Raw genomic sequence first — 25,167 nt, forward strand, 5'->3', positions numbered from 1 at the left:
AAAGAATGGATGTGGAAAGTGTCCAAACTAAGGGGGTTGACCCGGTGTTGACCGCTAATCCGGTTTTTTCTCGCGATTTTTCGCCTTTTCAACTAATCAGCGGAGTCTTGTTCCGTTATTTCGTGGATTCTCGCCGTTTGCCGCGAATTAGCGGACATTGCGTTCTGTTACGTTCCGCTCCGCTCGAAATCGCATACCTAACAATCCCCCCCTTATTGGGCGCACAGCAAACCATTGCCGGGCTGAACAAATGTCGGCCATCGCACATACTTCCTTCACGATCGTAATCGTCCTCTGCTCCCGTATCGCGAGCCGATTGAGGATGCCGCTTGCCATGTTTTTCTTAGTTCCGTCCCCGTCTTTCCCCAAACCGGTCAAAAAGATTCATAGCCTCACGAATATTTTTCGGCGGATTCCCCCATAATGGGTAAAAACGGACCGAAAAAGGGGAGGCTTTTGTTCAATGAATCTCGCAGACATGCTGAGCTACGCGGACATTCATCAGCTGAACCGGATTGCCGATCATTACGAGTGCAACTGCAACACCAATTCCAAGAACGAATTGATCCAAGCGATACTCGGCCGGATCAACCGCAAAGACGTGTTTGAGACGTATGTGGAAAAGCTGGAGCTCGAGGATATCCGATTTTTAAATTCGCTGCTATACGATCAAAGAGAATCGTTTTCGCTGGAGGAATTGGTTGCGCGGGCGAGACTCAGCCGTTTCCAGACGGAAGCGGCGGAAGCCGGCGGAGCCAACCCGCAAGCCCGATCGCCGAACGACCTCCGTATGTCGTCGCTGGGGCAGACCGAAACGAAAGAACCGAATTTGAAAGAGTTTAAGAAATCAACCGCCAAAGCCTCCAAAGCCTCCAAAGCCTCCAAAGCCACCAAAGCTTCTAAAGCTTCTAATGCCGCCAAAAAGTCGGCAAGCGACAAGGAGGAGACCAAGGAATGGAGCCCGCGGGATATGGTGTTGAGATTTAAACAGCAAGGCTGGCTGTTTAACGGCTACTCGCACCAGACGAAATATTTGTATCAAGTCCCCAGCGACTTGAAACGAAGGTTCGCGGATTCGCTGGCACGCTCTTTCGAACGCCGGTTGCAGGTGATCGAGGAGCCTCCCGTTTATCGGGACGAGCAGCGCTTGCTGCTTGAGGACATCTATCAATTTTTGAAATTCGTCCATCAGTCGCCTGTGGAGCTTTCCTCTAACGGAGCGATGTATAAGCGCACACAGCAGGCGATCATGGACGTCATGACCGTGAAGGAAGAGCCGGTCGGAAAAGGCGGCTGGAGATTCGGCTACGGCCGGAAAATCAACGACTATCCGAACCGCTTCTCGCTGATTTACGATTATTGCTTTTACAACAAATTGATCGATGAGGGTCCCGGTATGCTGACGGTCACAGAGGCCGGCGCCGAACGCGTATCGGCCGGCGCCCGGGAGGACCCGAGCGCGGTTTACCGGTTTTGGCTGAAGCTGTACAAAAACCCGATTCATAATATTCAATCGCTGGCGCACTGGGTAGACCGGCTTGCGCAGCGGTGGGTAACGGTCAAGACGATGACCGAAGTGCTTATCGGGCTCGTAAAGCCGTACTATTACGATACTCCGGAAGCAATACTCCGAAACCGGGTTTTGACGATGATGATGCATCTCGGATTATTGCGGATCGGAGAGCATCCGGAGAGCGGCACCGTTGTGGAAATGACGAAGCTCGGGAGCAGCATTGTGCGCGGCGTATACGTCCCGGAAGAGGACCGAATCGCGCTCCCCGAGCAGCCCGGTACGGGCTAGGCTACCGTATATTCGATGCGATACGGGCGTTCGAACTAAAACGGCGCCTCACGCAACGAATAAATTAGTTTTAAAGAATCTTGTATTCGACAAAGATGGAGGGTTACGTATGGAGAAACAGGTTCCGGCAAATGAAATGCTGCGTAATCTGATGGCGGAACTCATCCTTGACGAGGCCATACGAGAATACAGGCAGAAAGAACTTTACAAGGAAATTGACGTGGCCCTCGCGGAAGGGAATGAAGCGGCGTTCCTCGCGCTGACGAATGAGCTTCGCACTTTGCTTAGCATTGCGTAAGCTTAGTCCCGTATAAGCCTATGCGTATGCGTGGGCTTTTTTCTTTTCGCACATTTGGTACATGCCTGGGTAATGTGATACATTGGATGAGGCAAATATGCATATCCTAATAACCATTGTTTCCAAGGAGAGGGAACCGATGAAGTTTAGTGACATCGACCGGGAACGATGGGACGAGCTGAAGCCGTATCTGGATACGGTGCTGCTCCCCGTCAGCGGCTTAACCGGAGCCGAATCGCCTTGGGAGGCGACGGTTATGCTTGAGAAGCTGCGCGACGCTTTGGATCCGCTCGAGCAGCTTTATAAAGGAAGAGTCGTTACGTATCCCGCCGTGCATTACGCGGAGTCGGACGAACGGCTGGAGCGGCTCGTCGGCGAAATGTGCGGGAGACTTACTGCAGGCGGCTTCCGATATTGCGTCGTCGTATCCGGGAACGAGCGTTTAGCCGCGTTCCGTCCGAAGGAAGCGAGTCTGGTGGTCGTGCCTGAAGCCGGCGAAGCGGCCGAAGAGGGGGCGAATTACAGAGCGAGAATTCGCAAGGCTGTGGAGTCGCTTTGGTTCGGCGGCGGCGCCGTAGGCAGCACCTGAACCTCAGTTGTGACAAATTCGTAACAACTTTGTCTATTCCTTGTCTCAATCCCGTTTGGAAGGTTGCAATTTCTTGACGGGTCATGGGCCGTAAGCTATTATAATTTATGACTTTGCACGTGCTAGCAAGAGGCTGATGAGATTGTCGTTCTTGGCAAAGGGGGTAAACAGAAAATGAGCGAAAAAACACACGGAACTCATGGAGAAGAGCACAAAAGCTCCAAACGGCGCGAAATGTCCCGCCGTCAATTCCTTTCCTATACGCTTGGCGGCGCAGGCGGATTTATGGCTGCGGGCATTATGGTCCCAATGCTTCGCTTTGCGGTAGATCCTCTGCTTGAACCGAAAGCGGAGGCGAACTACGTTAAGGTTACGGAAGAGGGCAGCATTAAAGCAGAACCTACGGAATTCAAATTCAAAATCCACCAAATCGACGGATGGTACGAAAGCGATCCGGAAATGACGGCTTGGATTGCGAAGGGCGAGGACGGTAAGATTTATGCGCTGTCCCCGGTTTGTAAGCATTTGGGCTGCACGGTTAACTGGAATACGAACACCGAATATCCGGAACAGTTTTTCTGCCCTTGCCACGGCGCGCATTATACGAAGGACGGGCAAAACTTGGCGGTTGCGCCTGCGCCGCTTGACGAGTACGACGTCAAGCTCGAAAACGGCTTCGTATATCTCGGCCCGATTCGTCCTAACTCAAGAGTGTAAGAAGGAGGCGTTTCAGATCATATGTTAAAATCGGTATACAACTGGATTGACGAACGTCTCGACATCACACCGATTTGGCGGGACGTTGCGGACCATGAAGTACCGGAGCACGTAAACCCGGCGCATCACTTTTCCGCGTTCGTGTATTGCTTCGGCGGCTTGACGTTTTTTATTACGGTCATTCAAATTTTGTCCGGCATGTTTCTGACGATGTATTACGTTCCGGACATCATCAACGCTTACGCATCCGTCGACTACCTGCAGCATAAGGTCGCTTTCGGCGTGATCGTGAGAGGTATGCATCACTGGGGCGCAAGCTTGGTTATCGTCATGATGTTCCTACATACGCTTCGCGTATTTTTTACGGGCTCGTACAAGCACCCGCGCGAAATGAACTGGGTCATCGGCATGCTGATCTTTGCGGTTATGCTCGGTCTCGGCTTTACGGGTTACCTGCTTCCTTGGGATAATAAAGCTTACTTCGCGACGAAGGTCGGCATTCAGATTGCCGCATCCGTACCGTTCGTCGGCGATTATGTGAAGACGTTCCTGCAAGGCGGCGACATTGTCGGCGCCCAAACGATCACGCGTTTCTTCGCATTGCACGTATTCTTCCTACCGGCTGGCCTGCTGGCGCTTCTTGGAGGGCACTTCTTCCTGATCCGCAAACAGGGCATCTCGGGACCGTTGTGATGAGGGGGAACCGAAATGTCAGCATCGAATCATAATCCAAATGAAAAAGTTGTATACGTCGGCGACTCTCGCGTAAGAAAAGTGCAGCACAATAACATTCCGCGCGACTATACCGCATATCCGGGGAAATCGGAAGCGTTCATTCCGAACTTCCTATTGAAGGAATGGATGGTCGGGGTTGTCGTTCTGGTCGGAATTTTGGTGCTTGTCATTTCTCATCCGTCTCCGCTCGGCTATCCGGCGGATCCGACGAACACCGGCTTCATTCCGATGCCGGACTGGTACTTCTTGTTCTTGTACCAGCTGCTTAAATATCCGTATACTTCCGACCAATTCGTCGTGCTCGGCACGGTCGGCGTCCCGGGGCTTGCGTTCCTCGGTCTGATGCTCGCGCCGTTCCTGGACCGGAGCCCGGAGCGCCGCTTCTATAGACGGCCTGCGACTTCGGCGCTGATGCTGCTCTCGCTCGTTGCGATGATCTACCTGACGAAGGTTTCTTGGGATCACTACCAGCATGAGCTGCAAGTGAGCGGCATTACGCCGGAGCACATCGAACGCGAAGAGAAGATGAAGAAGGAAAGAGAAGCGGCCAAGAACGGAGAACCGCAAAAGCCAGTAGCGACTGCAATCGTTGCAGAGGATGACCCGGCGTATCAGATTTACCAGAACGCTTCCTGCGTGAGCTGCCATGCGGCGGACATGAAGGGGAACGCGACGGCCGGCTTCCCGCAGCTGATCGGCGTGGGCGACAGCTACTCCAAAGAAGAGATCATGGACATTATCAAGAACGGCAAAGGCGGCATGCCTGCGCAGTATGATTACAATATTAAACAAGGGCTGACCGATGAAGATATGGACGCCTTGGCCGGCTGGCTGGCAATGCAGAAAGCGGAGCCTGCACCGGCGGAATAACGAACACAAGAAGAAGCCTGACCGCGTTCATCCCGGTCAGGTTTTTTTAACGGTTCAGAAAGTATATCCTGCGGATATAACATCTGAAGCCTTGCGCGAGGAGAGTGCCTAGCTTGTTACGAATGATTTCGATGCTTTGGAGCCGGTCGTTTTTGCTGCAGCCGTGGATATTGTGGGCGTTATTTTGGGCCAATTTGCTGGGAACGTTATACGGCTATGAATGGTACCGCTATCAGCTGGTAATGACATGGAACGAAATCGGCAAGTGGCTCGTCCTGGTCGTTCCGGACAGTCCGACGGCCAGCTTGTTTTTTACGATTACGATCGCATTCTTGATTCGGGACCGGAAGACGGTGCAATCACCGCCGCTGCTGCGGGACGAGCCGATCGTCTCCGGGCGGGGAATCGTCGAAGCGTTATCCGTCATTACCCAGGTGAAATACGGAATATGGGCCGTTACGATTATCTTGTGGGAAGCGTCGCTTGGGGATAAGCTCGTATGGCAGGATTACATGCTGATGGCATCCCATTCGCTTATGGCCGTCGAAGCACTGCTCTATATGCGCTTCTACCGCAGGCTCACGCTCGTAACGGTAGCGATCGGCGCCGCATGGACGCTGTTAAACGACGCGATCGACTATACGTTCGGCGTCTTCCCGATGCTGAGCTCGGTGCTTCTCGAACGGATCGATCAGGTGCAGACGTTCACCGTTTCGCTAAGCGTACTCGGCATCGCTTGCGCCGCGCTCGGCGTGCTGCTTTCTAAAAAATATCGCGTCTAAAGCAGGACATCCCTCCATATCATGGTGATAAGGAGGGATGTCCCATGAGAACGGTGAATTGGAAGATGCCGTTCCTAGGCAGGCTAAGCCTCGTCGGCTTGCTTGCCGCAGCGCTGCTTTCGACGGCCGCCGGCTGCTCGAACGAAGCGGAAACGAAGCCCGATGCGAAACAAGTCGTAACCGATGCGCAATATGCGCTGCTCGATCAAATGAACAAGCATGCGGAAAATGCTTACCGAAGCGTTAAGGACGGGGACGCCCAAGCGGCGCAGACCCATATGGTGCAGCTGTCCGCCGCGGCGACGAAGCTGTCGTACGACGGACTGACGACGATCGAAGGGATCGGCGCGTTATCGGAAACCGTATCGGCGGCGCTGCAAACGTTAAATCACGTACAGCCCGATGAGCGCAAAGCACTGCTCGAGGTCATTAAAGTGCGCTTGGCCGTTGACGCATTATGCCAACCGAAGCGGCCGATGTGGCTTGATTTCGAGAAGCCGCTTGCCGAAAATGTGTCGGAGCTGGAAGCGGCTGTAATCAAGCGTGATAAGAACGGCGCAAGTGCGGCATTGAATGAGTGGAAGGCAAGGGTCGCGCTTATTCGCCCGGCGGTAACGATTACGAAGGGTCCTTCCCAAGCCGCCGTACTCGATTCGATGTCTTCGTTCTTTGAGAACGGAATCGGAACACGCAACTGGAAGGCGATCCAAGACGGCTTGCCGAACTTGAGCAAGGCGCTTGACGAGCTGTTCCGTTCCGCGGACGAACAGCGGGAAACGATCGCGCCGATCGCGCCGACAGCGGAGCCTCCGCATCCCATCCTGTGGACCTTTACGCTGGGAGCGGTCATTTTGGGAGTTCTTGCGTATGTCGCATGGAGGCGGTATCAAGCGGAAGCGGCCTATGTCAGAGTAAAGAGCGAAAAAGATATCGACGGCATTTTGTAATAAACCATTTTAATTCGCGTGCTCGGCTTCGGGTTCTTTGAACCCTTCCCCGAGAACGTCCTGCACTTCGCTGACGATTATAAACGCTTTCGGATCCACCCGCCGAATCAGTCTTTCGACTCGGCGGGTTTCCTGTTTGTAAACGACGCAGTACAGCATTTCCTTCGCTTGGCCGGTGAACGCTCCTTTAGCCGGTATAATCGTAACGCCCCGCTCCAATTCCTTCATAATAATATCGGCGATCGTCTGCGGATGCTCCGAAATGACCGTGAACGCTCTTGCGGCGTATTCCCCTTGTTGAATCAGATCGATGATTTTCGCGGAAATGAACACGGCAACGAGCGTGTACAGAACGCGTTCCATAGATATGTAAATAAGAGATAGTCCGATGACAACCGCGTCAAAGCACAGAAAAAATTGTCCCATGCTCCAGCCGCGCTTCTTGCTGGCGATTCTGGCCAAAATATCGACGCCGCCCGTCGTGCCCCCGAAGCGGAACACGATGCCGAGCCCGGTGCCGAGCGTAACTCCCGCATACAAAGTCGCAAGGAATAGATCATGTTCGGCGGAGAAAGGACGAATCCATCCGGCATCGATGGAGCGCTCGATCAAATATAAGAAGAAGGAAAGCGATAACGTGCCGAAAATCGTTAAAAACATGCCTCGCTTGCCGAGCAGCTTCCAGCCTACGATAAAAAGCGGAATATTAAGCACAAGCGTCGTAATGGACAAAGGAAAACGGTAAGCGTAGTTCAGTAAGATGCCGACCCCCGTCACGCCGCCTTCCATCAGCTCGTTGGGAATCAAAAAATATTGAAGGCCGAACGCGTAAACGGCCGTTCCGATCATAATCGGAAGCAGCTGGTGCCAAATGAGGGATATCCAATGCTTCATAAAGCTCTCCTTCTCTGTATATCTGCGGTATTCCTATTGTATCACGGACAAGTCGGGTCCCACAAAGAGCCGGGCGGCGAATCGTCGCTCCGTTCTTGTACTCCCGAAAGCTTTACGCTAACATAGGAGTAACATGAGGACTTCGAAGGCGAGGAATATGCGCATGTCCGACAAGACGCTAAAGATGATGCAGGAAGAAGTGGACCGTTACATCTCTCAATTTAAGGAGGGTTACTTCTCGCCGCTTGCCTTGCTTGCAAGAATTACGGAAGAAGTGGGTGAGCTTGCGAGAGAGGTGAATCACACGTACGGCGAGAAGCCGAAAAAGAAGGACGAGCCCGAAAACTCCATCGAGTATGAATTGGGCGACATTCTGTTTATTGTAATTTGCTTTGCGAATTCGCTCGGCATTGATTTGCAGCAGGCGCACGATGCGGTGATGCACAAATTCAATACGCGCGATAAAGATAGATGGACTAAATTGAACACCGAAGCTGAAAAGCCCGAATAAAATGTACCATCATCCTTGGAAAGCGGCGAAGGAGGATGGAGGCAATGGGCGGAGAGCGCGAACTGCAGAAAGCGTACGAACACATTCTCATGCAGCATTTCGAGGGCGCGGTGGAATGGTTTTTAAAAGCGATCGAACAAGATCCGGACAATCCGGATTATCATTACAAGCTGTCGATTACTTACGCCCGCAGCAATAAAATCAGCGAGGCGCTGAAGCACGCCCGGACGGCCAAACGGCTCTCTCCCGGTCAGTCCGAATATGACGTTCATCTGCGCATGCTTGAGGCGAAGGAGCTGGTGCTCCAAGCCGAGCGCCATTTGAACAGAGGGAAGGACGGCTGTTTGCTGGCGGCCGCGCTGCTGCGTCAGGCGCTGACGCTCAATCCGGTGGACGAGAACGCTTATATGCTGATGGCGGGCGCATTCGCCGGCGTCGAGGATTACCGCGAGGCGATTCAGACGCTGCAGGAGCTGCTGAGGCTCGATCCGGAGCATAAGGCGGCGAAAGAGCTGCTTGACCAATACAAAATTAAATTAGCCGCTTACTTGGAGGAATATGGATGAACGAACGAAACATTCGAGTCGCCGTCGCCGGCGCCGGAGGGCGCATGGGGCGGGAAGTCGTAAAAATGGTGCTGGCCGATCCGAAGCTTACGTTAGCGGCTGCCGTTTCGCCGTCGGCGGAAGGCAAGGACGCAGGCGAGCTCGCGGGAGCCGCGAGCTGCGGAGTCGCCGTTCAAGCGGATTTGGATGAAGCGCTGCTGCGCGCTTCCGCCGATGTGCTCGTCGATTTTACGGCACCGCAGCTTGCGGTCCGCCACACGAAGCTGGCCATCAAGCACGGAGTGCGTCCGATAATGGGAACGACCGGCTTTACTCCGGACGATATCCGGGAATTGGACGAGCTGTGCAGGCAAGCGGGCATCGGCGGCTTGATCGCTCCGAATTTCTCGATCGGCGCGATCCTTATGATGAAATTTGCGAAGGAAGCCGCAAAATATATGCCTCACGTCGAAATTATAGAGTATCATGGAGACCAAAAGCTCGACGCTCCTTCAGGCACGTCGATCAAGACGGCCGAACTCATTTCCGAAGCCCGCCAAGAGCTGAAGCAAGGCAATCCGAACGAGCACGAAACGATCGAAGGCGCCCGGGGAGGATATTACAACGGGTTTCGGATTCACAGCGTTCGCTTGCCCGGCGTCTTTGCGCAGCAGGAAGTTATTTTCGGGGCATTCGGGCAAACGCTCAAAATCAGGCACGACTCGTACGACCGCGCCGGCTACATGCCCGGCGTAAATACGGCAATACATAAAGTGATGAATTATACGGGGCTGGTATACGGATTCGAACATCTGATGGAATAGCTGGAGGCGAAAACCATGAATATCGCACTAATCGCACACGACCGCAAGAAGGATGAGATGGTCGATTTCTCCATTGCCTATGAACACGTATTAAAACACCATATCTTGTTTGCGACGGGGACGACCGGCAAACGCATTATGGAAAACACGCAGCTGAAGGTTCACCGATTTTTGTCGGGGCCGCTCGGCGGAGATCAGCAAATCGGGGCGATGGTCGCCCAGAACGAGATGGATCTCATTTTGTTTTTCCGCGATCCGCTGATGGCTCAGCCGCACGAACCGGACATTAACGCATTATTGAGACTTAGCGACGTGCACGGAATACCGCTCGCAACGAATTTGGGAACGGCGGAAATATTGATTAAAGCGCTGGAGCGCGGAGATTTTCAGTGGAGAACGGTCGTCAAGACGATCACGCCGGAGGACCGGGCATGATCGGCGGCGGGCAATCATCGAACGGACTGGACATCCTTGCGTTCGGCGCCCATCCGGACGATGTGGAAATCGGGATGGCCGGAACGATCGCCAAGCACACGGCGGCGGGGTACCGGGTCGGCATCTGCGATCTGACGCAAGCCGAGATGTCGTCCAACGGAGATGTCATAACTCGTAAAAAAGAAGCCGAGAACGCAGCCGCCGTTCTCGGCCTTTCGTACCGGTCCTGTTTGGAGCTGCCTGACCGGGGGCTTCGGATGACGGACGAATACCTGGAGAAAATCGTACGCGAAATTCGCGCCTGCAGGCCGAGACTCGTCTTTATTCCGTACTGGCAGGACCGCCATCCGGACCATGTCGCGTGCAGCGCCATCATGCAGGAAGCGATTTTTAACGCCAAGCTGAGAAAGTACGCATCGGACGCTTCGGCGTGGACGGTGGAACGGACTTATTTTTACTTCATTAATGATGTCGTCGATTCGGAGCTTGCGGTTGACGTGTCGGACGTTTATGAATTAAAGAGACGCGCACTGATGAGCTACCGCAGCCAATTCGAAATCGGAGAAGGCGCGGTGGCGACACCGCTGAATCAGGGGTATGTGGAGCGGGTGGAGCAGCGGGACGGCCTGCTGGGCGGGAAGCTCGGCGTCCGGTTCGCAGAAGGCTTCGTAACGAAAATACCGTATGCCGTGAAGCTGTTTTAAGAAATGGAAATCCTCAAAAAGACATACATTGTATCAGAGCGTCTACGCCTATTGGAGGTGTTTTATGAGAGAAAGATTGAACATCGGCATTACATGTTATCCGTCGCTCGGAGGTTCCGGCGTCGTGGCTACGGAGCTGGGAAAGCTTCTGGCCGAGCAAGGACATAATGTCCATTTCATTACGCATAGCATGCCGTTTCGGTTGGGCGGCTTTCATAAAAACATTTTTTATCACGAGGTTGAAATTACCGATTATCACGTCTTTAAATACCCGCCGTACGATTTGTCGCTTGCCGCAAAGATGGCGCAGGTGGCGAAACATCAGAAGCTGGACGTACTCCACGTGCATTATGCGATTCCGCATGCGGTTTGCGCTTATATCGCCAAAGGAATGGTGGACAGCGACTTGAAGGTGATCACCACGCTTCACGGCACCGATATTACGATACTGGCCCAAAACGAAAGCATGAGCGACCTCATTCGGCTCGGGATCAACAGCAGCGATGCCGTCACGGCCGTTTCGCTCGATCTGATCCGGGAAACCCGGGAACGTCTCAATATTACGCGCCATATCGATCTTACCTATAACTTCATCGATAAAAGAATTTACTACCCGCGGGATTGCTCCAAATACCGGTGCGATTTTGCCTCGCGCGGCGAGAAAATTATTATGCACGTCTCCAACTTTAGGCCGGTGAAGCGGGTTTTGGACGTGGTGGAAGTGTTTCGGACCGTCAACGAACAGGTTCCTTCGAAGCTTGTGTTCGTCGGGGAAGGACCGGAAATGGCGCGGACGATTTCAAGAGTGGAAGAGCTCGGCCTTCGGGATCGGGTATTGTTCCTCGGCCGTCAGGATGAAGTGGCCGAGCTGCTGTCGGTAGCGGATATTATGCTGCTGCCTTCCGAGAAGGAAAGCTTCGGACTGGTCGCGCTCGAAGCGATGGCTTGCGGCGTTCCGACGATCGGTTCGGATGCCGGGGGCATTCCCGAGGTGGTGACGCACGGGGAGACGGGATATTTATCAGGAGTCGGCGATACGGCGGACATGGCCGAGAATGCGATCCGCCTGCTGAAGGACGAGGCGCTGTACGCACGGATGTCCGCGGCATGCGTTCGCCGGGCGCAAACGGAGTTTTGCAACGACTTGATTCGAGGCCAATACGAGGATATTTATTATCGAGTGCTCAATGAATGCAAGGAACGGGTGTTGACGAACGAATGAACGGACGCTTTATGCAGCTTTCGGATTCGGAGATCGGCAAAGCGGGGACGAACGTATTGCGAAGGTTGACGGAAGCGGGCTACCCGGCCTATTTCGTCGGCGGCTGCGTGCGCGACACCCTGCTTGGCCGCGCGCTGAAGGACATCGACATCGCAACGGCGGCGAGGCCGGATGAGGTCATGCGCCTGTATCCGGATGCGATCCCGACCGGGCTGCAGCATGGGACGGTAACCGTGGTCGCGGGCGGCTTTTCGTTCGAGGTGACGACGTTCCGCACCGAGTCCGAATATGGTGACGGCAGAAGACCCGACTCGGTATCGTTCATCGATTCGATCGAGGGCGATTTGGAGCGGCGCGATTTTACGATGAACGCGATGGCGCTCGATGCGGACGGACGGCTGGTCGACCCGTATGGTGGGCAAGACGATCTGGCGAAAGGCATCCTGCGGTGTGTCGGGGAGCCAAGCCTCCGCTTTGCCGAGGATTCGCTGCGGATGCTGCGCTGCGTGCGGTTTGCGGCGGAGTACGAGCTTATTGTGGATGAAGCGACGTGGCGGGCGGTCGCGGCCGGAGCTCCGTCGCTTTCGCGGATCGCGATGGAGCGGGTCCGCTCCGAGCTGGAGCGGATGGTTTCCGGAGCTGCGCCGTTTCGCGCCTTGCGGCTGCTTGCCGAAAGCGGCCTGCTCAGCTGGACGAAGACGAAGCTCCGCCTGCCGCCGAAATTAGGCGTATCGGGAACGGATCCGGATCCGCTGGCCGAGTTGGACCGGCTTCCCGAGCCGCCGCTGCGGTGGGCGCTTTGGTTCGACCGGATGAAGGTCGGGGCGGCCGATACAAGAGGCGTCATCGACGCGCTTCGGGGCTCCAAGTCGTTCGGCGAGCGGATCGAGCGCGCCGTCGGCTTGTTTCGCACGCTGGCTTCGACGCCGCAGGAGCATGCCGAGTCCGCATGGAAGTCGGCCGTCCTTACTTACGGGAAAGAAACCGCGACGGATTGGCTTCCTGCCGCGGAGCAGCTCCGGAAGTACGAGGAGTACCGATGGGCGGCAGCATATGCCGAGCATGGAGAGAAGTGGCTGGGCGAAATGGCTGCAACCGGCCTGCATGAGCTTTCCATTAACGGCGAAATGCTGATGGCGGCGCTCCATCGAAGGGGCGGACCTTGGCTAAGCCATCTTCTGAAGCGATTGTTGTTTGAAGCGGCGATGAATCGGGTGCCGAACGAAACGCAAGCGCTGCTAAAGAGAGCGGCCGAAATGACCGCCGAGGAAGGGGAACGAAGAGAGCGTTGAAGGATCGAATGCTAGAGCTGTTTGCCGCCGCCGAAGGCGGCTTTGTTTCGGGGGAGGCGCTGTCCAAGCAGCTGGGAATTAGCCGGACCGCCGTTTGGAAGCGAATACGCCGTCTCGAGGAAGAGGGCTACCGGTTCGAGTCGATCCCGCGTGTCGGATACCGGCTGACGGCGGAGCCGAACAAGCTGAAGTATGCAAAGCTGCTGGACATGCTCCGAACGAAGGTGTTCGGCGCTTCCGTAACCGTAATGGATGTGGCGGAATCGACGCAGAACGTCGCACACGAGGCTTACCTGAACGGGGCGAGAGAAGGCGCCGTGTTCATAGCGGAGCAGCAGACCGCCGGGCGCGGCCGGTTGGGCAGGTCTTGGCATTCTCCCGCCGGGAAAGGGATATGGATGAGCTTTATTATGCAGCCCGAAGTGCCGCTGGCGCAGGCGCCCCACATGACGCTGCTCATTTCGGTGGCGCTGTGCCGGGCCATTCGCCGGACTGCCGAGGTTGATGCGGCGATCAAATGGCCGAACGATATATTGATTGAAGGCCGGAAAGCGTGCGGCATACTGGTCGAGTCGATTGCGGAAGCGGACATCGTGAAGGCGATGATTGCCGGGGTCGGCATCAGCGTCAACATGGACCCGGGCGATTACCCCGAAGAGCTTCTTGCAAAAACGACCTCACTAAAGATCGAACGGGGAGGAGCCGAGCTGGAGCGAGAGCGGCTGATCGCCGCGTTTTTCGAGCAGCTGGAGGCGCTCTACGGCATTTATAAAACCGAAGGCTTCGCGCCGATCCGCTCGTTATGGGAAGCGCTGACGTGCACGCTGCATACGTCCGTCTCCGTCCAAACGCCGAAGGGAACCGTCCGGGGGATCGCGGAAGCCATTACGGAGGACGGGGCGCTGCTGGTAAAGGACGAGAACGGCGTAATCCATACGCTGTACTCCGGTGATCTTGCTTCCGCAGCCCGTTCATAAGAGAGACACGCTTCCCTTTTTACAAATTTACATTCCGTGGTATACTACGTGGTGAAAAGAGATTTATGCCGGACGGTATTCGGTCAATCCGAAACCGTACCATTCGCTCTCTTATCATTTATTTTTACCGTGATGCATTCTGCTCTGAGCCGAAACGGACCGAGACAGAAAGACCAGTACAACGGTTTTTGTCGTACGGATATCTTTTTGTGCGGGACCCTTTTGGTTTCAAAGCCAAAAAGGTTTTTTATTTTGTCCGGATATTTGCCGGCCATACGAAACCTTTCGGCGAGAAAATCGAAGGAGGAACACCCACAATGACACAACAAACCAGAAAGCCGATGACGACGGCCAAGCTAAGGGCCATGAAGCAAAAAGGCGAACCGATCGCCATGATTACGGCCTACGATTACCCTTCCGCGGCTCTGGCGGAGGCGGCGGGCGCCGACATGATTCTCGTCGGGGATTCGCTCGGGAATGTCGTGCAAGGTCGCGAAACGACGCTGTCCGTGACCATGGATCATATGGTGTATCATACGGAGCTCGTTTCCCGAGCCGTTCACATTCCGTTTGTCGTTGCCGACCTGCCGTTTCTTTCGTATCACGGCAGCGTCGACGAGACGCTGCGCAACGTGAAGCGCATTATGCAGGAGGGCGGAGCGAAGGCGGTCAAGATGGAGGGCGGGAAAGAAATTTTACCGGCGGTTCGCGCGGCGGTAAGCGCCGGCGTGCCGGTAGTGGCCCATTTGGGACTAACTCCGCAATCCGTGCACGCGATCGGAGGCTACAAGGTTCAAGGCAAAGCGAACGAAGAAGCTTTAAGACTATTAGAGGACGCCAAGGCGCTTGAGGAGGCGGGCGCGTTCTGTCTGGTGCTCGAGCTCGTAACCGACGAGCTGTCCGCAATGGTAACCGAGCAGCTGTCGATCCCGACGATCGGCATCGGATCAGGCGCCCGCTGCGACGGTCAAGTGCTGGTGTTCCATGATATATTGCAATATACCGATGATCCGATACCCAAAAAGTTCGTCAAATCGTATGCGAATATCGGCGAACAAATCAAGCAGGCGATTCACTCCTATGTAACGGACGTCAAATCGAGAAGCTTTCCGGCGCCGGAAAATACGTTTCATATGGATGAAGAGACGGCCGGGCAATTGTACGGCGCTTCGAAGCAAGCCGGCAGGGGGAACGAGAAATGAGAGCGGTTCGAACGATCAGGGAGTATCGGGAGCTGTTAAGCGCCTGGAGAGCGGAGGGGCTCACCGTCGGCTACGTTCCTACCATGGGCTATTTGCATGAAGGCCACTTGTCTCTCGTCGGCAAAGCGAAAGAAGAGAACGACCGGACCGTCATGAGCATATTCGTCAATCCGCTGCAGTTCGGGCCGAACGAGGACTTCGAAAAATATCCGCGCGATGAGGAGCGCGATCTTTCCCTCGCCGAAGGAGCGGGCGTCGATGCGGTGTTTCTCCCTTCCGTCGAAGAAATGTATCCGGTGAAGCCGGTTACGACGGTGCAGGTCGGCGGCGTGACCGAAAGATTGTGCGGTGCGTCGCGTCCCGGCCATTTTGCCGGAGTGGCGACCGTCGTATCGAAGCTGTTTCATATCGTATCGCCTGAGCGCGCCTATTTCGGCATGAAGGATGCGCAGCAGGTCGCCGTGATCGAGGCGATGGTCCGTGATTTGAATTTTCCGGTTACGATCGTTCCGTGCCCGACGCTGCGGGAGGCGGACGGACTTGCGATGAGCTCGCGCAACGTATATTTGACGCCCGAGCAGCGCGCTCAGGCGCCGATTCTTTATCAAGCGTTGTCCGGTATCGACCGGTGGCTCGAGGAGCAGCCCGGAATGACGGGGGAGGAGCTTGAGCGGAAGCTGAAGGAAACGATCGTCAGCGCTCCCGAGGCCGTCATCGACTATGTTCAAGTGCTCTCCTATCCCGATTTGTCGCCGACGGAAGGGCCGCTCGCGGATTGCGGCTCCTTTATTGCCGCGGTTGCTGTTAAATTCGGAAAAACAAGACTGATCGACAATCGGTTGTTTCACGCATAATACTTATAACCCATGGGGGTGACAACAATGTTCCGAACGATGATGAAATCGAAAATACACCGCGCGACAGTAACCGAAGCGAATCTTAACTACGTCGGCAGCATTACGATCGACGAGGATTTGATGGATGCGGCCGACATATGGGCGAACGAGAAAGTTCAAATCGTAAACAACAACAACGGCGCGAGACTGGAGACGTATGTCATTCCCGGTCCGCGCGGATCGGGCACCATCTGTCTTAACGGCGCCGCGGCAAGGCTCGTTCAGCCCGGCGACGTGGTCATCATTATTTCTTATGCGGCGATGACGGAAGAAGAAGCGCGCCATTATAAACCGAAAGTGGCGATTTTAGGCCAGGATAACATCATTGTCCAAACCGCAAACATCGAAATCCACGGCACGACCGTGTAATACGGGAAATCCCTTTCTTACGCCATTGACATAAGGATTTGGCAGAATGAAATGCCTCCCCGGCGCAAAAAATGTTGTTAACTCGCGTCGTCATAAAGATAAAAAGGTGGGAGGCAACCATGTTCAAACAGTTGTTTCAATCGATGAACGAAGCGCTTGATTTAATCGTCGAGGCGTATCCGGCCTCTGAAGGAAGCGAGCGGAATGCGCTTTTCGAGCAACTGGAAATGTTGCGCACCATGAGCGACGGCATCATCGAGGAATGGTTGTTGTTTGAAGAAAAGATGGCACAAGCGAATCTTTCCCCGGGATTTGCCGGGCAGACCCCGGCCGTCCCTTCCGCTTTTGCCGATCTTGATCTTGCTGCCGTTGCAAGCGAAGCAAACGCAAGCGGGATGCAGCATCATCATCTGAAACAATCCGAATCGTTCCGGCGCGGCGAAGGATATTTCAAGCTGCTTATGTTTCATGAAGCGATCCGGGAATTTCAGAAGGTGATCGATCTGCATCCCGAATTTTTACTGCCTCGCCTGTACATGGCGCTGGGGCTGCTGCAAACCGAACGGATCGCCGAGGCGTACGGACACTTGCAGGTTCTTGTTTCGCTTGCGGACGACGAAAAGCTGATGGCCGTCGCGTATAATGCCATGGGCTGCGTGCAGGCGCTTTCCGGCAACGTGGAAAAGGCGTGCGAGTTATTTAAGAAGTCGCATAAGATGGATCCGCAGCTGCAGGATCCCGTATATAACTTAAAAGCATGCTTAACGGACGGCGGCGTCCTTCAACTGGGAGTGGCGATCGGATAATATTCTTGGTATCCTTATGTTCATAAGGTCAGATTGTCAAAGGAAACGAAGCGAAATGAAATATGCGGTTTTGGATTTCGAAACGACTGGGGATCAACCTGGAAAGAGCGATATTATCCAGGTTGGTCTCGTTATTGTAAATGAACAAACCATAGAACATACGTACAGCTCCTTCGTGAAGCCGTCCGCTCCGATCCCTCCGTTCATCCGGTCGCTTACAGGCATTACGGACGAGATGGTTCAGGACGCTCCCCTGATGGAGGATGTCGTCAACGAGATCATTCCCCTGCTGTCCGATTGCACGCTCGTCGGGCACAATGTCGGCTTCGATCTCGCTTTTTTGCAGCACGCTCTTACGGATGCGGGCTATTCCCCGTTCACCGGAAGAACGCTGGATACGCTGGATTGGCTGAGGGTGCTTTTTCCGACGCTTACGAGCTATCAGCTGTCTTACGTCTCCGCCTCGCTCGGGGTGAAGCACGAACGGCCGCATCAAGCCGACAGCGATGCCGAGGCGACCGCGCTTCTTTGGATCAAATGCTTGGAAAAGCTGGACCTGCTTCCCTCCATCACATTAGAACGCCTGTCCTTTTTATTTTCGCACCCCGATTTTGCTTCTTACGACCTCACTTGGTTTCTTAATGAAATCATCGAAAAGCGGAGTACGGAAGACGCCGATTCGCAGCGCGGGGGCCGGGTGTACCGCCAATTCGCGCTTGGCGTGGACGACTGGCTCTCAGGGGAACAAGAGGAAGAGAGGGAAGCCGTCTCGATTCCTTTTCAACAATTTTATGCAGACATAAAGCAGCGTATACGCTCATCCATTGCAGAGTACGAGGAGAGGCCGTCGCAGGAAAAAATGATGGAGGCGGTTGCGGAGGCGCTGGAGGCAGAGCGGCATCTTGTCATTGAAGCAGGAACGGGAACCGGCAAATCGCTCGGCTATTTGCTGCCTTCGATCCATTATGCGCTTTCTTCAAAGGAAAAAGTTGTCATCAGCACTCATACGATCAATTTGCAGGAGCAGCTGCGCACGAAAGAGCTTCCGATGATGCACGAATTGTCGCCCGTACCGTTCAGCTCCGCCGTCCTGAAGGGCCGAAGCCATTATTTATGCTTGCGGAAATTCGAGCACAAGGTGAACGCGCAAGATTTCCAGAACGATCGGGACGACCGGATTACGGCGGCGCAGATGGTCGTTTGGCTCGGCGAAACGGCTGTCGGCGACGAAGAAGAGCTGAATCTTGCGGGAAACAAGGGCTCCGAATTTTGGTCGCACGTGGCCAGCGATGCGGATTCGTGTTTGAACCGGGCTTGTCCGTGGTTCAAAACGTGCTTTTATCACCGGGCGCGTTCCGAGGCGAACGAAGCGGATATTATTATTACGAACCATTCCCTGCTGCTTACAGACGCCAAGGCCGAGCATCGGATTTTGCCCGCTTACGGCCGGCTGATCGTCGACGAGGCCCACCATTTCGAGGAAGTGGCGAGCCAGCATCTCGGCTTCGAGCTGTCGTATTTTTCCATGGTCAGCGGCTTGGTCACGCTTCTGAAGGACAGCCGTTCCGGCCAGCTGCCGCTGCTGCAGACGCTGCTCGGCCAAAGCGGCGAAGCTTCGCTTCGGGAGTGGGGCGAGAAGCTGCAGCAGCTTCCGCACCAAATCGTCAAAGTTAAAGACACTTGGGATGAATTGTACGAGGGGCTTTTCGACCGGTTTATTGCGAGAACCGCTCAATCGGCCGACGGAGGACCGGTTACCGTCCGCCTTCGTACGGACGCCCTTCCGCCGGATTGGAAGACGTTCGCGGGAATGGAAGACAATATTTATATCACCTTGACCGAAATACTAAAAACGCTGGACAAAGCGCTGGCGGAAACGAAGGAATCCGACGATTTCGGCTTGGAAAGCTTAGTTACCGACATATCCGGAACGGTGAAAAACTTGTACCGAAGCCGCGACGCTCTGAGGCTGTTCATGAAGGCCGACGATAAGAACATGGTATATTGGATGGAGGCAAGCGGGCAGTTTAAATCCAAGTCGTTAAGGCTGTACGCCGCGCCGATCGACGTCAGCCATTTGATCCGGGAATATTTCTGGGATCGAAAGGACAGCATCGTGATGACTTCGGCGACGCTGACCGTTGAGAAATCGTTCCAATATGTGAAGGACCAGCTTGGGCTTGCCGCGGAAGGCGAAGAACAAGGCCGCGTGGCGACCGTTCAGCTCCCGTCTCCGTTTAAATACAGGGATCAGGCGCTCGTTTTGATCCCGCGCGATTTTCCGGGGCTCAAAGGCGCGAATATGGATCCGCTGTTTTTGGAGCGGCTGGTGCAATCGCTCAGTGAAGCTGCCGTCGTTACGAACGGAAGAATGCTCGTTCTGTTCACCTCGAACAAGATGCTCAAGCAGACGCATGCGCCGCTGAAGGAAGCGCTCCAGCCGCACGGTATCCATGTATTGGGTCAAGGAGTCGACAGCGGCAACCGAAGCAAGCTGACGCGCCTATTTATGCAAAGCCCTGCAGCGGTTCTGCTGGGCACGAGCTCGTTCTGGGAAGGGGTTGACATTCCCGGCGAGGCGCTGACGGCGCTCGCGATCGTCCGGCTCCCGTTCCAGCCGCCGAATCATCCGATGGTGGAGGCGAAGAGCGAATTCATCAAAGCCCGGAATCAAAACCCGTTCTCAAAGCTTTCCGTTCCCCAAGCGGTCATTCGGTTTAAGCAAGGCTTCGGCCGCCTGGTGAGAACGGCCCGCGACCGGGGTATAGTCATCATTTACGATACCCGCGTCATTGAAACCTCCTACGGGAAGCACTTCTTGTACTCGCTCCCCGGGCCGAAAATCGAGCATTTGCCGACGGACCGGCTGCCGGATCGTATGCGGGAATGGCTGGAGATGCCGGAATCGGCTGGGAAGGAGAATGAGGCAACATGAAGCATCCGAAAATTTCCGAAGCGGTCGTGCGGCGGCTTCCGATGTATTTGAGCCATCTCAACGATTTGCTGAAGAGCGAGGTTCAAACCGTTTCGTCTCAGGACCTCGGGCGCAAGCTCGATTTGAATCCTGCGCAAATCCGCAAGGATCTTGCGTATTTCGGCGAGTTCGGCAAAAAAGGCATCGGCTATGACGTCGCCTACCTGGTGGAAAAAATCAGGCATATTTTAAAGCTGGACCAAGAAATCCGCGTCGCGCTCGTCGGCGCGGGAAACCTTGGACAAGCGCTGTGCAACTATAACGCTTATTTAAAGGATAATATGCGGATCGCCGCGGTGTTCGACGCAAGTCCGTCCCGCGTGGGGGAAAAGCTCAATCAATTGACGATCAAGCCGATGACCGAACTGACCGAGACGGTGCAGCAATTGGGCATTCGAATCGGAATTATTACGGTGCCCGCAACGGAGGCTCAAAATGTAGCCAATCAATTTGTCGAGGCCGGGGTGGAGGGCATCCTTAATTTTGCGCCGGCCATCATCAAGGTTCCTTCAAATATTCGCGTGCATTACGCTGACTTTACGGTGGAACTGCAAAGCTTAGCCTATTATCTGAACAAAGACGAAGAGGTGGAGGAATAATGGGTACCGCGAACAATCGAATCATTATCCGGAACGGTTTGTTTTTGACTATGGATAACGGCGTATCGGTCACCGAAGGCTCCTTGGCGATGAAGGACGGGAAAATCGAGTACATAAGCCAACAACCGGTCGATCCGCAGCCCGGCGACGAAACGGTCGACGGCCGCGGCAAGCTGTTCATGCCGGGATTGGTCAATACGCACGGGCATACGGGCATGTCGCTGCTGCGCGGCCTGAAGGACGATGTGAATTTGCAGGTTTGGCTTCAACAATATATGTGGCCGATGGAGGCTAAATTTACCGCGGCCGATGTCAGAACCGGAACGTTGCTCGCTATTATGGAGATGCTTAAGAGCGGAACAACGACGTTTCTGGATATGTACGATCATATGGACGAGGTCGCTTTAGCCGTGGAGGAAACCGGCATTCGCGCCGTATTGACCCGCGGGGTAATCGGGCTGTGCTCGGAAGCGGAGCAAAAAGCGAAACTGGAGGAAGCTACCCGCTTTACGCGCGATTGGAACGGCAAAGCGAACGGACGCATTACGACCGCTATGGCGCCTCACGCGCCGTACACTTGTCCGCCCGCTTTCATCGAAAAGTTCGTTGAAGCGGCGCATGAGCTGAACGTTCCGCTGCATACGCATATGTCGGAGACGGCTCGCGAGGTTGAAGAGAACGTCCGGGATTACGGCGTTCGCCCCGTCGAGCATTTGCGGCGGCTCGGTCTGTTTTCCCGCCCGTCGCTCGTGGCCCATGCCGTGCATCTGACCGATGAGGAAATCGACATCCTCGCCGCGCACGGAGTCGGCGTTTCCCATAATCCGGGAAGCAACCTGAAGCTGGCAAGCGGAGTTGCGCGGGTGCCCGAGCTGCTTCGCGCCGGCGTTCGGGTATCGCTTGGAACCGATTCGGCGGCGAGCAACAACAATTTGGATATGATGGAAGAGATCCGGCTGGCCGCGTTGATCCACAAAGGCGTCAGCGGCGATCCGACGGCCGTCTCGGCCGAGCAGGCGCTTCGCATGGGCACCGTCGAAGGAGCGCGATCCTTGTGGCTGCCGGACGTCGGAACGCTGGCTCCCGGGATGAAAGCGGACGTCATCGCGCTCGATATTACGGCGGCCCATTACCAGCCTGCGGCGAACTATGCGTCGCATGTCGTATATAGCGGCTCCGGGCATGACGTAACGGACGTTTGGGTGGACGGGCGCCGCGTTGTCGATGGTCGAAGCTGCGTTACGATCGACGAAGAGCGCGTCGTCTATGAAGCGAATGCCGCTCTGCAGCGGTTGAAAGGATAGGAAGCGATGGCGGAGAGAGTCATTAGCGGAAGAAATAAGCGGCCGCTGTGGCTGCATCGAACGCTGGCCATATTGCTGCTCATAATCGTTCTGTCGATCGTGTTCGGGAATCGTCTCTTTAACACGATCCAAAGACCGTTGTGGGACAAGATTGCGTCGGCTGAAGCCGCTGCGGTCGAAAAGCTGAACATTAAGGACGTAACGGAGGCCGACCGCTTTATCGGCGATAAGGCGTATACAGTTCTTTTCGCGACGAATCCGGCCGGCGAGAAGGTGGTCGTATGGGTTTGGGACGACGGGCTTCACGTAGAGAAGGCGTCCGCCGGACTAACGAAAGAGGAAGTCAAGCAGCTGGCGCTAGCCGATGCTCCGGGAAAACACATACTTCGGATCATTCCGGGCAAGCTTAGGGACGAGTACGTTTGGGAAGTATTTTATACAAAGCTGGAAGACGGCTCTACGCGGCATTATTATGATTATTACCGCTTTTCGGACGGCCAAAAGCTCGATACGTACCGGCTCGCCAAGTTTTCTTAAAAGGAGTTGCTTTGCTGAGGTGAAATGGTCGTGGAAAACGAAAATATCGTTTTGGTGTACGGTCGTCATCGGTGTGCTGTTACTTGTATCGCTTGTTTTCGGAAATAAAGGGTAATCGTAGTTTAAGGCCGTTCCAAGCCTTCCACACATTGCATACCCCCAGGGTCTATCTTATGTGATATACTTCGGTATATACGAATGCGAAATATTGATAGATTAGAAAGGGGGACGTTGCTTGTGAAACTTCGTCTCTTACCTATTATGATAACTGTTGTCGTATCTTCCGTTTTGATGTTCGGCGGCTGGTTCGTGTATCAAACGATGGCGCTTCAGGACCCGTTGACCCACGATGTCGGCGCGGTTGAAGGCGTCAAGCACGTGCAAATCGATATGGACCGAAGCAGCGCGGTCGTTAAAATAGAGCTGGAGAACGGCGTATCTTTGGACAAAACGTACGCAGCGGTGGAAGAAGCGGCTCATAACGTTCTCGGCGACAAGCCCGTTACGATCGAAGTTGCGAACGGCGGCTCCGAAGCGCTTGATTCGATCTGGGAGCAAGCGATGTTCGACGTCGCTACGGCGATGGAAACGAAGCAATATACCCTTATTCCGAAACGTCTGAATGAGCTCGTTCAAGCCAATGACGGCTTGCATGCTTCGACTAAGATGGACGATAAATATGTTTATGTGACGCTGACCCAAGGCGCGGATACGAAATATGTCGTACTTCCACGTATTCCTGTGACGTTGGGGGTGTTTCCGAATGAATAAAAAATACGGCAAAGAAATTATTATCGGAATCGTTCCCGTCGTTCTCGCTTTCCTGTTTTTCATCGGCGTCAATCCGCTTCCGCTGTTGTTCGTCGGAGTCATTGCGGCCTCGCTTTTCATCATGACCCGTATGCGGGCCGGAGCGGGAATGGGCGTCGGCGGCGAAACCCGCAAGGCGAAAACCAAGATGCCGTCATACATGACGTTCGACGATATCGGCGGTCAGGATCGGGCGAAGAAAGAGCTGATCGAGGCGCTCGACTTTCTGATTAAACCGGAGCAAATTCAGAAGTTCGGCATTCGCCCGCTTAAAGGAATTTTGCTGACGGGGCCTCCGGGAACCGGCAAGACGTTGATGGCGAAGGCGGCGGCTCACCATACGAATGCGGTGTTCGTCAGCGCCTCCGGCTCGGAGTTCGTCGAGATGTACGTCGGGGTCGGCGCTTCACGCATTCGCGATCTGTTCAAGGAAGCGCGCACGAAGGCGCAGAAGGAAAATAAGGATAATGCAATCATATTCATCGATGAAATCGACGTCGTCGGCGGCAAACGCGACGGCGGGCAGCAGCGGGAGTACGATCAGACGCTCAACCAGCTGCTGACGGAAATGGACGGCGTTCATACGTCCGAGACGCCGCGGATCCTGCTCGTTGCGGCGACGAACCGCAAGGATATGCTCGATTCCGCCTTGCTTCGTCCGGGCCGCTTCGACCGTCATATACAAGTCGATTTGCCGGATTTGAAGGGGCGCAAGCACATTCTCGAGCTTCATGCGCGTAACAAGCCGCTTGCGGAGGACGTGTCGCTGGATGCGATCGCCTCGCAAACGTTCGGATTTTCCGGCGCGCAGCTCGAAAGCGTCATGAACGAAGCGGCAATCTACGCGATGCGAGACGATGCGGATCTGATCGGTCAGAAGCATCTGCTTTCCGCGATCGATAAAGTGATGATGGGCGAAAAAACGGACCGGGAGGCTGCGAACGAAGAACGCGAAAGAGTAGCGCTTCATGAGCTGGGGCATGCTATTGTTGCCGAACGGGTGCGTCCCGGCACCGTTTCGCAGGTCGCTCTGTCGCCTCGCGGTGGGGCGCTCGGCTACGTCCGCCACAATCCTCAGGGCGATCAATATTTGTACACCAAGCAGTATTTGGAAGAGCAAATTATGATCGCGCTCGGCGGCGCGGCGGCGGAGGAAATGTTCTACGGCGGCCGCAGCACCGGCTCCAAGAACGATTTCGAGCAGGCGCTCGGGCTCGTTCGCACGATGATCGACGCAGGCTTGACGGGACTCGGCATCGTCGATTCCAAGATGCTGACGAAGGAAGAATACGGCCAAGCGAACGGCGAAATTTTGGAAGAGCTGATGGCACGAACGCGGAAGCTGCTGGAAGCGGACCGGCCGGTATTCGGCGCGGCGCTTGACGTGCTCAAAGCGGAAGAGGTGCTTTCGGGCGACCGATTCCGTGATTTACTTCACAGCGCGATGGAGTTTTCCGCGTAAAATAAAATATATGAAGCACATCGCTCCGGCTGGGCGGGAACCGTGCGTTCCCGCTGCTGGAGTTT

27 protein-coding genes are annotated in these 25,167 nt (G+C 54.9%); 26 read left to right on the top strand and 1 reads right to left on the bottom strand.

Going from position 1 to position 25,167, the window contains the following annotated elements:
• The first annotated feature begins 463 nt into the window (after window positions 1-463).
• The 8 genes from PT964_RS17220 to PT964_RS17255 all read left to right on the top strand — a co-directional run bounded on the left by PT964_RS17220 (window position 464) and on the right by PT964_RS17255 (window position 6,739).
• Complete coding sequence (locus PT964_RS17220) at window positions 464-1,801, top strand: hypothetical protein (RefSeq protein ID WP_274364612.1); 1,338 nt, start codon at window positions 464-466, stop codon at window positions 1,799-1,801.
• A 109-nt stretch (window positions 1,802-1,910) separates the two neighbouring features.
• A complete protein-coding gene (locus PT964_RS17225) occupies window positions 1,911-2,099 on the top strand; it encodes an IDEAL domain-containing protein (protein WP_274364613.1) in 189 nt (62 codons plus the stop codon).
• A gap of 139 nt (window positions 2,100-2,238) precedes the next feature.
• Entirely contained in the window at window positions 2,239-2,688 is a 450-nt protein-coding gene (locus PT964_RS17230; protein WP_274364614.1) for a DUF2487 family protein, read from the top strand.
• Window positions 2,689-2,862: 174 nt separating this feature from the next.
• Complete coding sequence (locus PT964_RS17235; RefSeq protein ID WP_274364615.1) at window positions 2,863-3,405, top strand: QcrA and Rieske domain-containing protein; 543 nt, start codon at window positions 2,863-2,865, stop codon at window positions 3,403-3,405.
• A 21-nt stretch (window positions 3,406-3,426) separates the two neighbouring features.
• The gene (gene qcrB / locus PT964_RS17240) at window positions 3,427-4,098 is read left to right on the top strand and encodes a menaquinol-cytochrome c reductase cytochrome b subunit (protein WP_274364616.1); all 672 of its coding nucleotides are present in this window, start codon (window positions 3,427-3,429) and stop codon (window positions 4,096-4,098) included.
• Window positions 4,099-4,113: 15 nt separating this feature from the next.
• Entirely contained in the window at window positions 4,114-5,010 is an 897-nt protein-coding gene (locus PT964_RS17245) for a menaquinol-cytochrome c reductase cytochrome b/c subunit (protein ID WP_274364617.1), read from the top strand.
• Window positions 5,011-5,132: 122 nt separating this feature from the next.
• Window positions 5,133-5,792: a DUF1405 domain-containing protein gene (locus tag PT964_RS17250; protein ID WP_274364692.1), complete on the top strand. Its 660-nt coding sequence runs from the start codon at window positions 5,133-5,135 to the stop codon at window positions 5,790-5,792.
• Window positions 5,793-5,836: 44 nt separating this feature from the next.
• The gene (locus tag PT964_RS17255; protein ID WP_274364618.1) at window positions 5,837-6,739 is read left to right on the top strand and encodes a sporulation protein YpjB; all 903 of its coding nucleotides are present in this window, start codon (window positions 5,837-5,839) and stop codon (window positions 6,737-6,739) included.
• A gap of 9 nt (window positions 6,740-6,748) precedes the next feature.
• Here PT964_RS17255 and PT964_RS17260 read toward each other — a convergent pair whose 3' ends face one another.
• On the bottom strand, window positions 6,749-7,633 hold the full coding sequence (locus PT964_RS17260) for a YitT family protein (protein ID WP_274364619.1): 885 nt from the start codon (window positions 7,631-7,633) through the stop codon (window positions 6,749-6,751).
• Between the two features lie 163 nt (window positions 7,634-7,796).
• Between PT964_RS17260 and PT964_RS17265 the strand changes: the two genes are divergently transcribed.
• From PT964_RS17265 to PT964_RS17350, 18 genes are all read left to right on the top strand, one after another.
• Window positions 7,797-8,144 carry a nucleotide pyrophosphohydrolase gene (locus PT964_RS17265; protein ID WP_274364620.1) on the top strand — a complete coding sequence of 116 codons (348 nt, stop codon included), beginning with the start codon at window positions 7,797-7,799 and terminating at the stop codon, window positions 8,142-8,144.
• A gap of 44 nt (window positions 8,145-8,188) precedes the next feature.
• The gene (locus PT964_RS17270) at window positions 8,189-8,710 is read left to right on the top strand and encodes a tetratricopeptide repeat protein (protein ID WP_274364621.1); all 522 of its coding nucleotides are present in this window, start codon (window positions 8,189-8,191) and stop codon (window positions 8,708-8,710) included.
• A complete protein-coding gene (gene dapB, locus PT964_RS17275; protein ID WP_274364622.1) occupies window positions 8,707-9,513 on the top strand; it encodes a 4-hydroxy-tetrahydrodipicolinate reductase in 807 nt (268 codons plus the stop codon). The genes PT964_RS17270 and dapB overlap by 4 nt, the downstream gene beginning before the upstream one ends.
• A gap of 15 nt (window positions 9,514-9,528) precedes the next feature.
• Entirely contained in the window at window positions 9,529-9,948 is a 420-nt protein-coding gene (locus PT964_RS17280; protein WP_274364623.1) for a methylglyoxal synthase, read from the top strand.
• Window positions 9,945-10,652, top strand: a complete 708-nt coding sequence (gene bshB1, locus PT964_RS17285) for a bacillithiol biosynthesis deacetylase BshB1 (RefSeq protein ID WP_274364693.1) — start codon at window positions 9,945-9,947, stop codon at window positions 10,650-10,652. Before PT964_RS17280 ends, bshB1 begins: the two co-directional genes overlap by 4 nt.
• 64 nt (window positions 10,653-10,716) lie before the next feature.
• Window positions 10,717-11,874 (top strand): N-acetyl-alpha-D-glucosaminyl L-malate synthase BshA, encoded by a 1,158-nt coding sequence (bshA, locus tag PT964_RS17290; RefSeq protein WP_274364624.1) that lies wholly within the window; start codon window positions 10,717-10,719, stop codon window positions 11,872-11,874.
• Window positions 11,871-13,166, top strand: coding sequence for a CCA tRNA nucleotidyltransferase (locus PT964_RS17295; RefSeq protein ID WP_274364625.1), 1,296 nt, complete (start codon window positions 11,871-11,873; stop codon window positions 13,164-13,166). Before bshA ends, PT964_RS17295 begins: the two co-directional genes overlap by 4 nt.
• A complete protein-coding gene (locus tag PT964_RS17300; protein ID WP_274364626.1) occupies window positions 13,163-14,143 on the top strand; it encodes a biotin--[acetyl-CoA-carboxylase] ligase in 981 nt (326 codons plus the stop codon). Before PT964_RS17295 ends, PT964_RS17300 begins: the two co-directional genes overlap by 4 nt.
• Window positions 14,144-14,460: 317 nt before the next feature.
• Window positions 14,461-15,345: a 3-methyl-2-oxobutanoate hydroxymethyltransferase gene (gene panB / locus PT964_RS17305; protein ID WP_274364627.1), complete on the top strand. Its 885-nt coding sequence runs from the start codon at window positions 14,461-14,463 to the stop codon at window positions 15,343-15,345.
• Window positions 15,342-16,199, top strand: coding sequence for a pantoate--beta-alanine ligase (gene panC / locus PT964_RS17310; RefSeq protein WP_274364628.1), 858 nt, complete (start codon window positions 15,342-15,344; stop codon window positions 16,197-16,199). Before panB ends, panC begins: the two co-directional genes overlap by 4 nt.
• Before the next feature lie 27 nt (window positions 16,200-16,226).
• On the top strand, window positions 16,227-16,610 hold the full coding sequence (panD, locus tag PT964_RS17315) for an aspartate 1-decarboxylase (RefSeq protein WP_274364629.1): 384 nt from the start codon (window positions 16,227-16,229) through the stop codon (window positions 16,608-16,610).
• A 119-nt stretch (window positions 16,611-16,729) separates the two neighbouring features.
• A complete protein-coding gene (locus tag PT964_RS17320; RefSeq protein WP_274364630.1) occupies window positions 16,730-17,416 on the top strand; it encodes a tetratricopeptide repeat protein in 687 nt (228 codons plus the stop codon).
• Between the two features lie 55 nt (window positions 17,417-17,471).
• Complete coding sequence (gene dinG / locus PT964_RS17325; RefSeq protein WP_274364631.1) at window positions 17,472-20,351, top strand: ATP-dependent DNA helicase DinG; 2,880 nt, start codon at window positions 17,472-17,474, stop codon at window positions 20,349-20,351.
• Complete coding sequence (locus tag PT964_RS17330) at window positions 20,348-20,989, top strand: redox-sensing transcriptional repressor Rex (RefSeq protein ID WP_274364632.1); 642 nt, start codon at window positions 20,348-20,350, stop codon at window positions 20,987-20,989. Before dinG ends, PT964_RS17330 begins: the two co-directional genes overlap by 4 nt.
• Window positions 20,989-22,293, top strand: coding sequence for an amidohydrolase (locus tag PT964_RS17335; protein ID WP_425262760.1), 1,305 nt, complete (start codon window positions 20,989-20,991; stop codon window positions 22,291-22,293). The genes PT964_RS17330 and PT964_RS17335 overlap by 1 nt, the downstream gene beginning before the upstream one ends.
• Before the next feature lie 6 nt (window positions 22,294-22,299).
• Complete coding sequence (locus tag PT964_RS17340) at window positions 22,300-22,830, top strand: cell wall elongation regulator TseB-like domain-containing protein (RefSeq protein WP_274364633.1); 531 nt, start codon at window positions 22,300-22,302, stop codon at window positions 22,828-22,830.
• Window positions 22,831-23,067: 237 nt separating this feature from the next.
• Complete coding sequence (locus PT964_RS17345; protein WP_274364634.1) at window positions 23,068-23,601, top strand: hypothetical protein; 534 nt, start codon at window positions 23,068-23,070, stop codon at window positions 23,599-23,601.
• On the top strand, window positions 23,594-25,102 hold the full coding sequence (locus PT964_RS17350) for an AAA family ATPase (protein ID WP_274364635.1): 1,509 nt from the start codon (window positions 23,594-23,596) through the stop codon (window positions 25,100-25,102). The genes PT964_RS17345 and PT964_RS17350 overlap by 8 nt, the downstream gene beginning before the upstream one ends.
• The last annotated feature ends 65 nt before the right edge of the window (window positions 25,103-25,167 follow it).

This window comes from Paenibacillus thermotolerans (assembly GCF_028745515.1).
Classification (GTDB): domain Bacteria; phylum Bacillota; class Bacilli; order Paenibacillales; family YIM-B00363; genus Paenibacillus_AE; species Paenibacillus_AE thermotolerans.

What these genes read in the sequence shown, in the direction of transcription:
- PT964_RS17220 (WP_274364612.1), top strand. Translation starts at nt 464, where the DNA reads ATGAATCTCGCAGACATGCTGAGCTACGCGGACATTCATCAGCTGAAC.
- PT964_RS17225 (WP_274364613.1), top strand. Translation starts at nt 1,911, where the DNA reads ATGGAGAAACAGGTTCCGGCAAATGAAATGCTGCGTAATCTGATGGCG.
- PT964_RS17230 (WP_274364614.1), top strand. Translation starts at nt 2,239, where the DNA reads ATGAAGTTTAGTGACATCGACCGGGAACGATGGGACGAGCTGAAGCCG.
- PT964_RS17235 (WP_274364615.1), top strand. Translation starts at nt 2,863, where the DNA reads ATGAGCGAAAAAACACACGGAACTCATGGAGAAGAGCACAAAAGCTCC.
- qcrB (WP_274364616.1), top strand. Translation starts at nt 3,427, where the DNA reads ATGTTAAAATCGGTATACAACTGGATTGACGAACGTCTCGACATCACA.
- PT964_RS17245 (WP_274364617.1), top strand. Translation starts at nt 4,114, where the DNA reads ATGTCAGCATCGAATCATAATCCAAATGAAAAAGTTGTATACGTCGGC.
- PT964_RS17250 (WP_274364692.1), top strand. Translation starts at nt 5,133, where the DNA reads ATGATTTCGATGCTTTGGAGCCGGTCGTTTTTGCTGCAGCCGTGGATA.
- PT964_RS17255 (WP_274364618.1), top strand. Translation starts at nt 5,837, where the DNA reads ATGAGAACGGTGAATTGGAAGATGCCGTTCCTAGGCAGGCTAAGCCTC.
- PT964_RS17260 (WP_274364619.1), bottom strand. Translation starts at nt 7,633, where the DNA reads ATGAAGCATTGGATATCCCTCATTTGGCACCAGCTGCTTCCGATTATG.
- PT964_RS17265 (WP_274364620.1), top strand. Translation starts at nt 7,797, where the DNA reads ATGTCCGACAAGACGCTAAAGATGATGCAGGAAGAAGTGGACCGTTAC.
- PT964_RS17270 (WP_274364621.1), top strand. Translation starts at nt 8,189, where the DNA reads ATGGGCGGAGAGCGCGAACTGCAGAAAGCGTACGAACACATTCTCATG.
- dapB (WP_274364622.1), top strand. Translation starts at nt 8,707, where the DNA reads ATGAACGAACGAAACATTCGAGTCGCCGTCGCCGGCGCCGGAGGGCGC.
- PT964_RS17280 (WP_274364623.1), top strand. Translation starts at nt 9,529, where the DNA reads ATGAATATCGCACTAATCGCACACGACCGCAAGAAGGATGAGATGGTC.
- bshB1 (WP_274364693.1), top strand. Translation starts at nt 9,945, where the DNA reads ATGATCGGCGGCGGGCAATCATCGAACGGACTGGACATCCTTGCGTTC.
- bshA (WP_274364624.1), top strand. Translation starts at nt 10,717, where the DNA reads ATGAGAGAAAGATTGAACATCGGCATTACATGTTATCCGTCGCTCGGA.
- PT964_RS17295 (WP_274364625.1), top strand. Translation starts at nt 11,871, where the DNA reads ATGAACGGACGCTTTATGCAGCTTTCGGATTCGGAGATCGGCAAAGCG.
- panB (WP_274364627.1), top strand. Translation starts at nt 14,461, where the DNA reads ATGACACAACAAACCAGAAAGCCGATGACGACGGCCAAGCTAAGGGCC.
- panC (WP_274364628.1), top strand. Translation starts at nt 15,342, where the DNA reads ATGAGAGCGGTTCGAACGATCAGGGAGTATCGGGAGCTGTTAAGCGCC.
- panD (WP_274364629.1), top strand. Translation starts at nt 16,227, where the DNA reads ATGTTCCGAACGATGATGAAATCGAAAATACACCGCGCGACAGTAACC.
- PT964_RS17320 (WP_274364630.1), top strand. Translation starts at nt 16,730, where the DNA reads ATGTTCAAACAGTTGTTTCAATCGATGAACGAAGCGCTTGATTTAATC.
- dinG (WP_274364631.1), top strand. Translation starts at nt 17,472, where the DNA reads ATGAAATATGCGGTTTTGGATTTCGAAACGACTGGGGATCAACCTGGA.
- PT964_RS17330 (WP_274364632.1), top strand. Translation starts at nt 20,348, where the DNA reads ATGAAGCATCCGAAAATTTCCGAAGCGGTCGTGCGGCGGCTTCCGATG.
- PT964_RS17335 (WP_425262760.1), top strand. Translation starts at nt 20,989, where the DNA reads ATGGGTACCGCGAACAATCGAATCATTATCCGGAACGGTTTGTTTTTG.
- PT964_RS17340 (WP_274364633.1), top strand. Translation starts at nt 22,300, where the DNA reads ATGGCGGAGAGAGTCATTAGCGGAAGAAATAAGCGGCCGCTGTGGCTG.
- PT964_RS17350 (WP_274364635.1), top strand. Translation starts at nt 23,594, where the DNA reads ATGAATAAAAAATACGGCAAAGAAATTATTATCGGAATCGTTCCCGTC.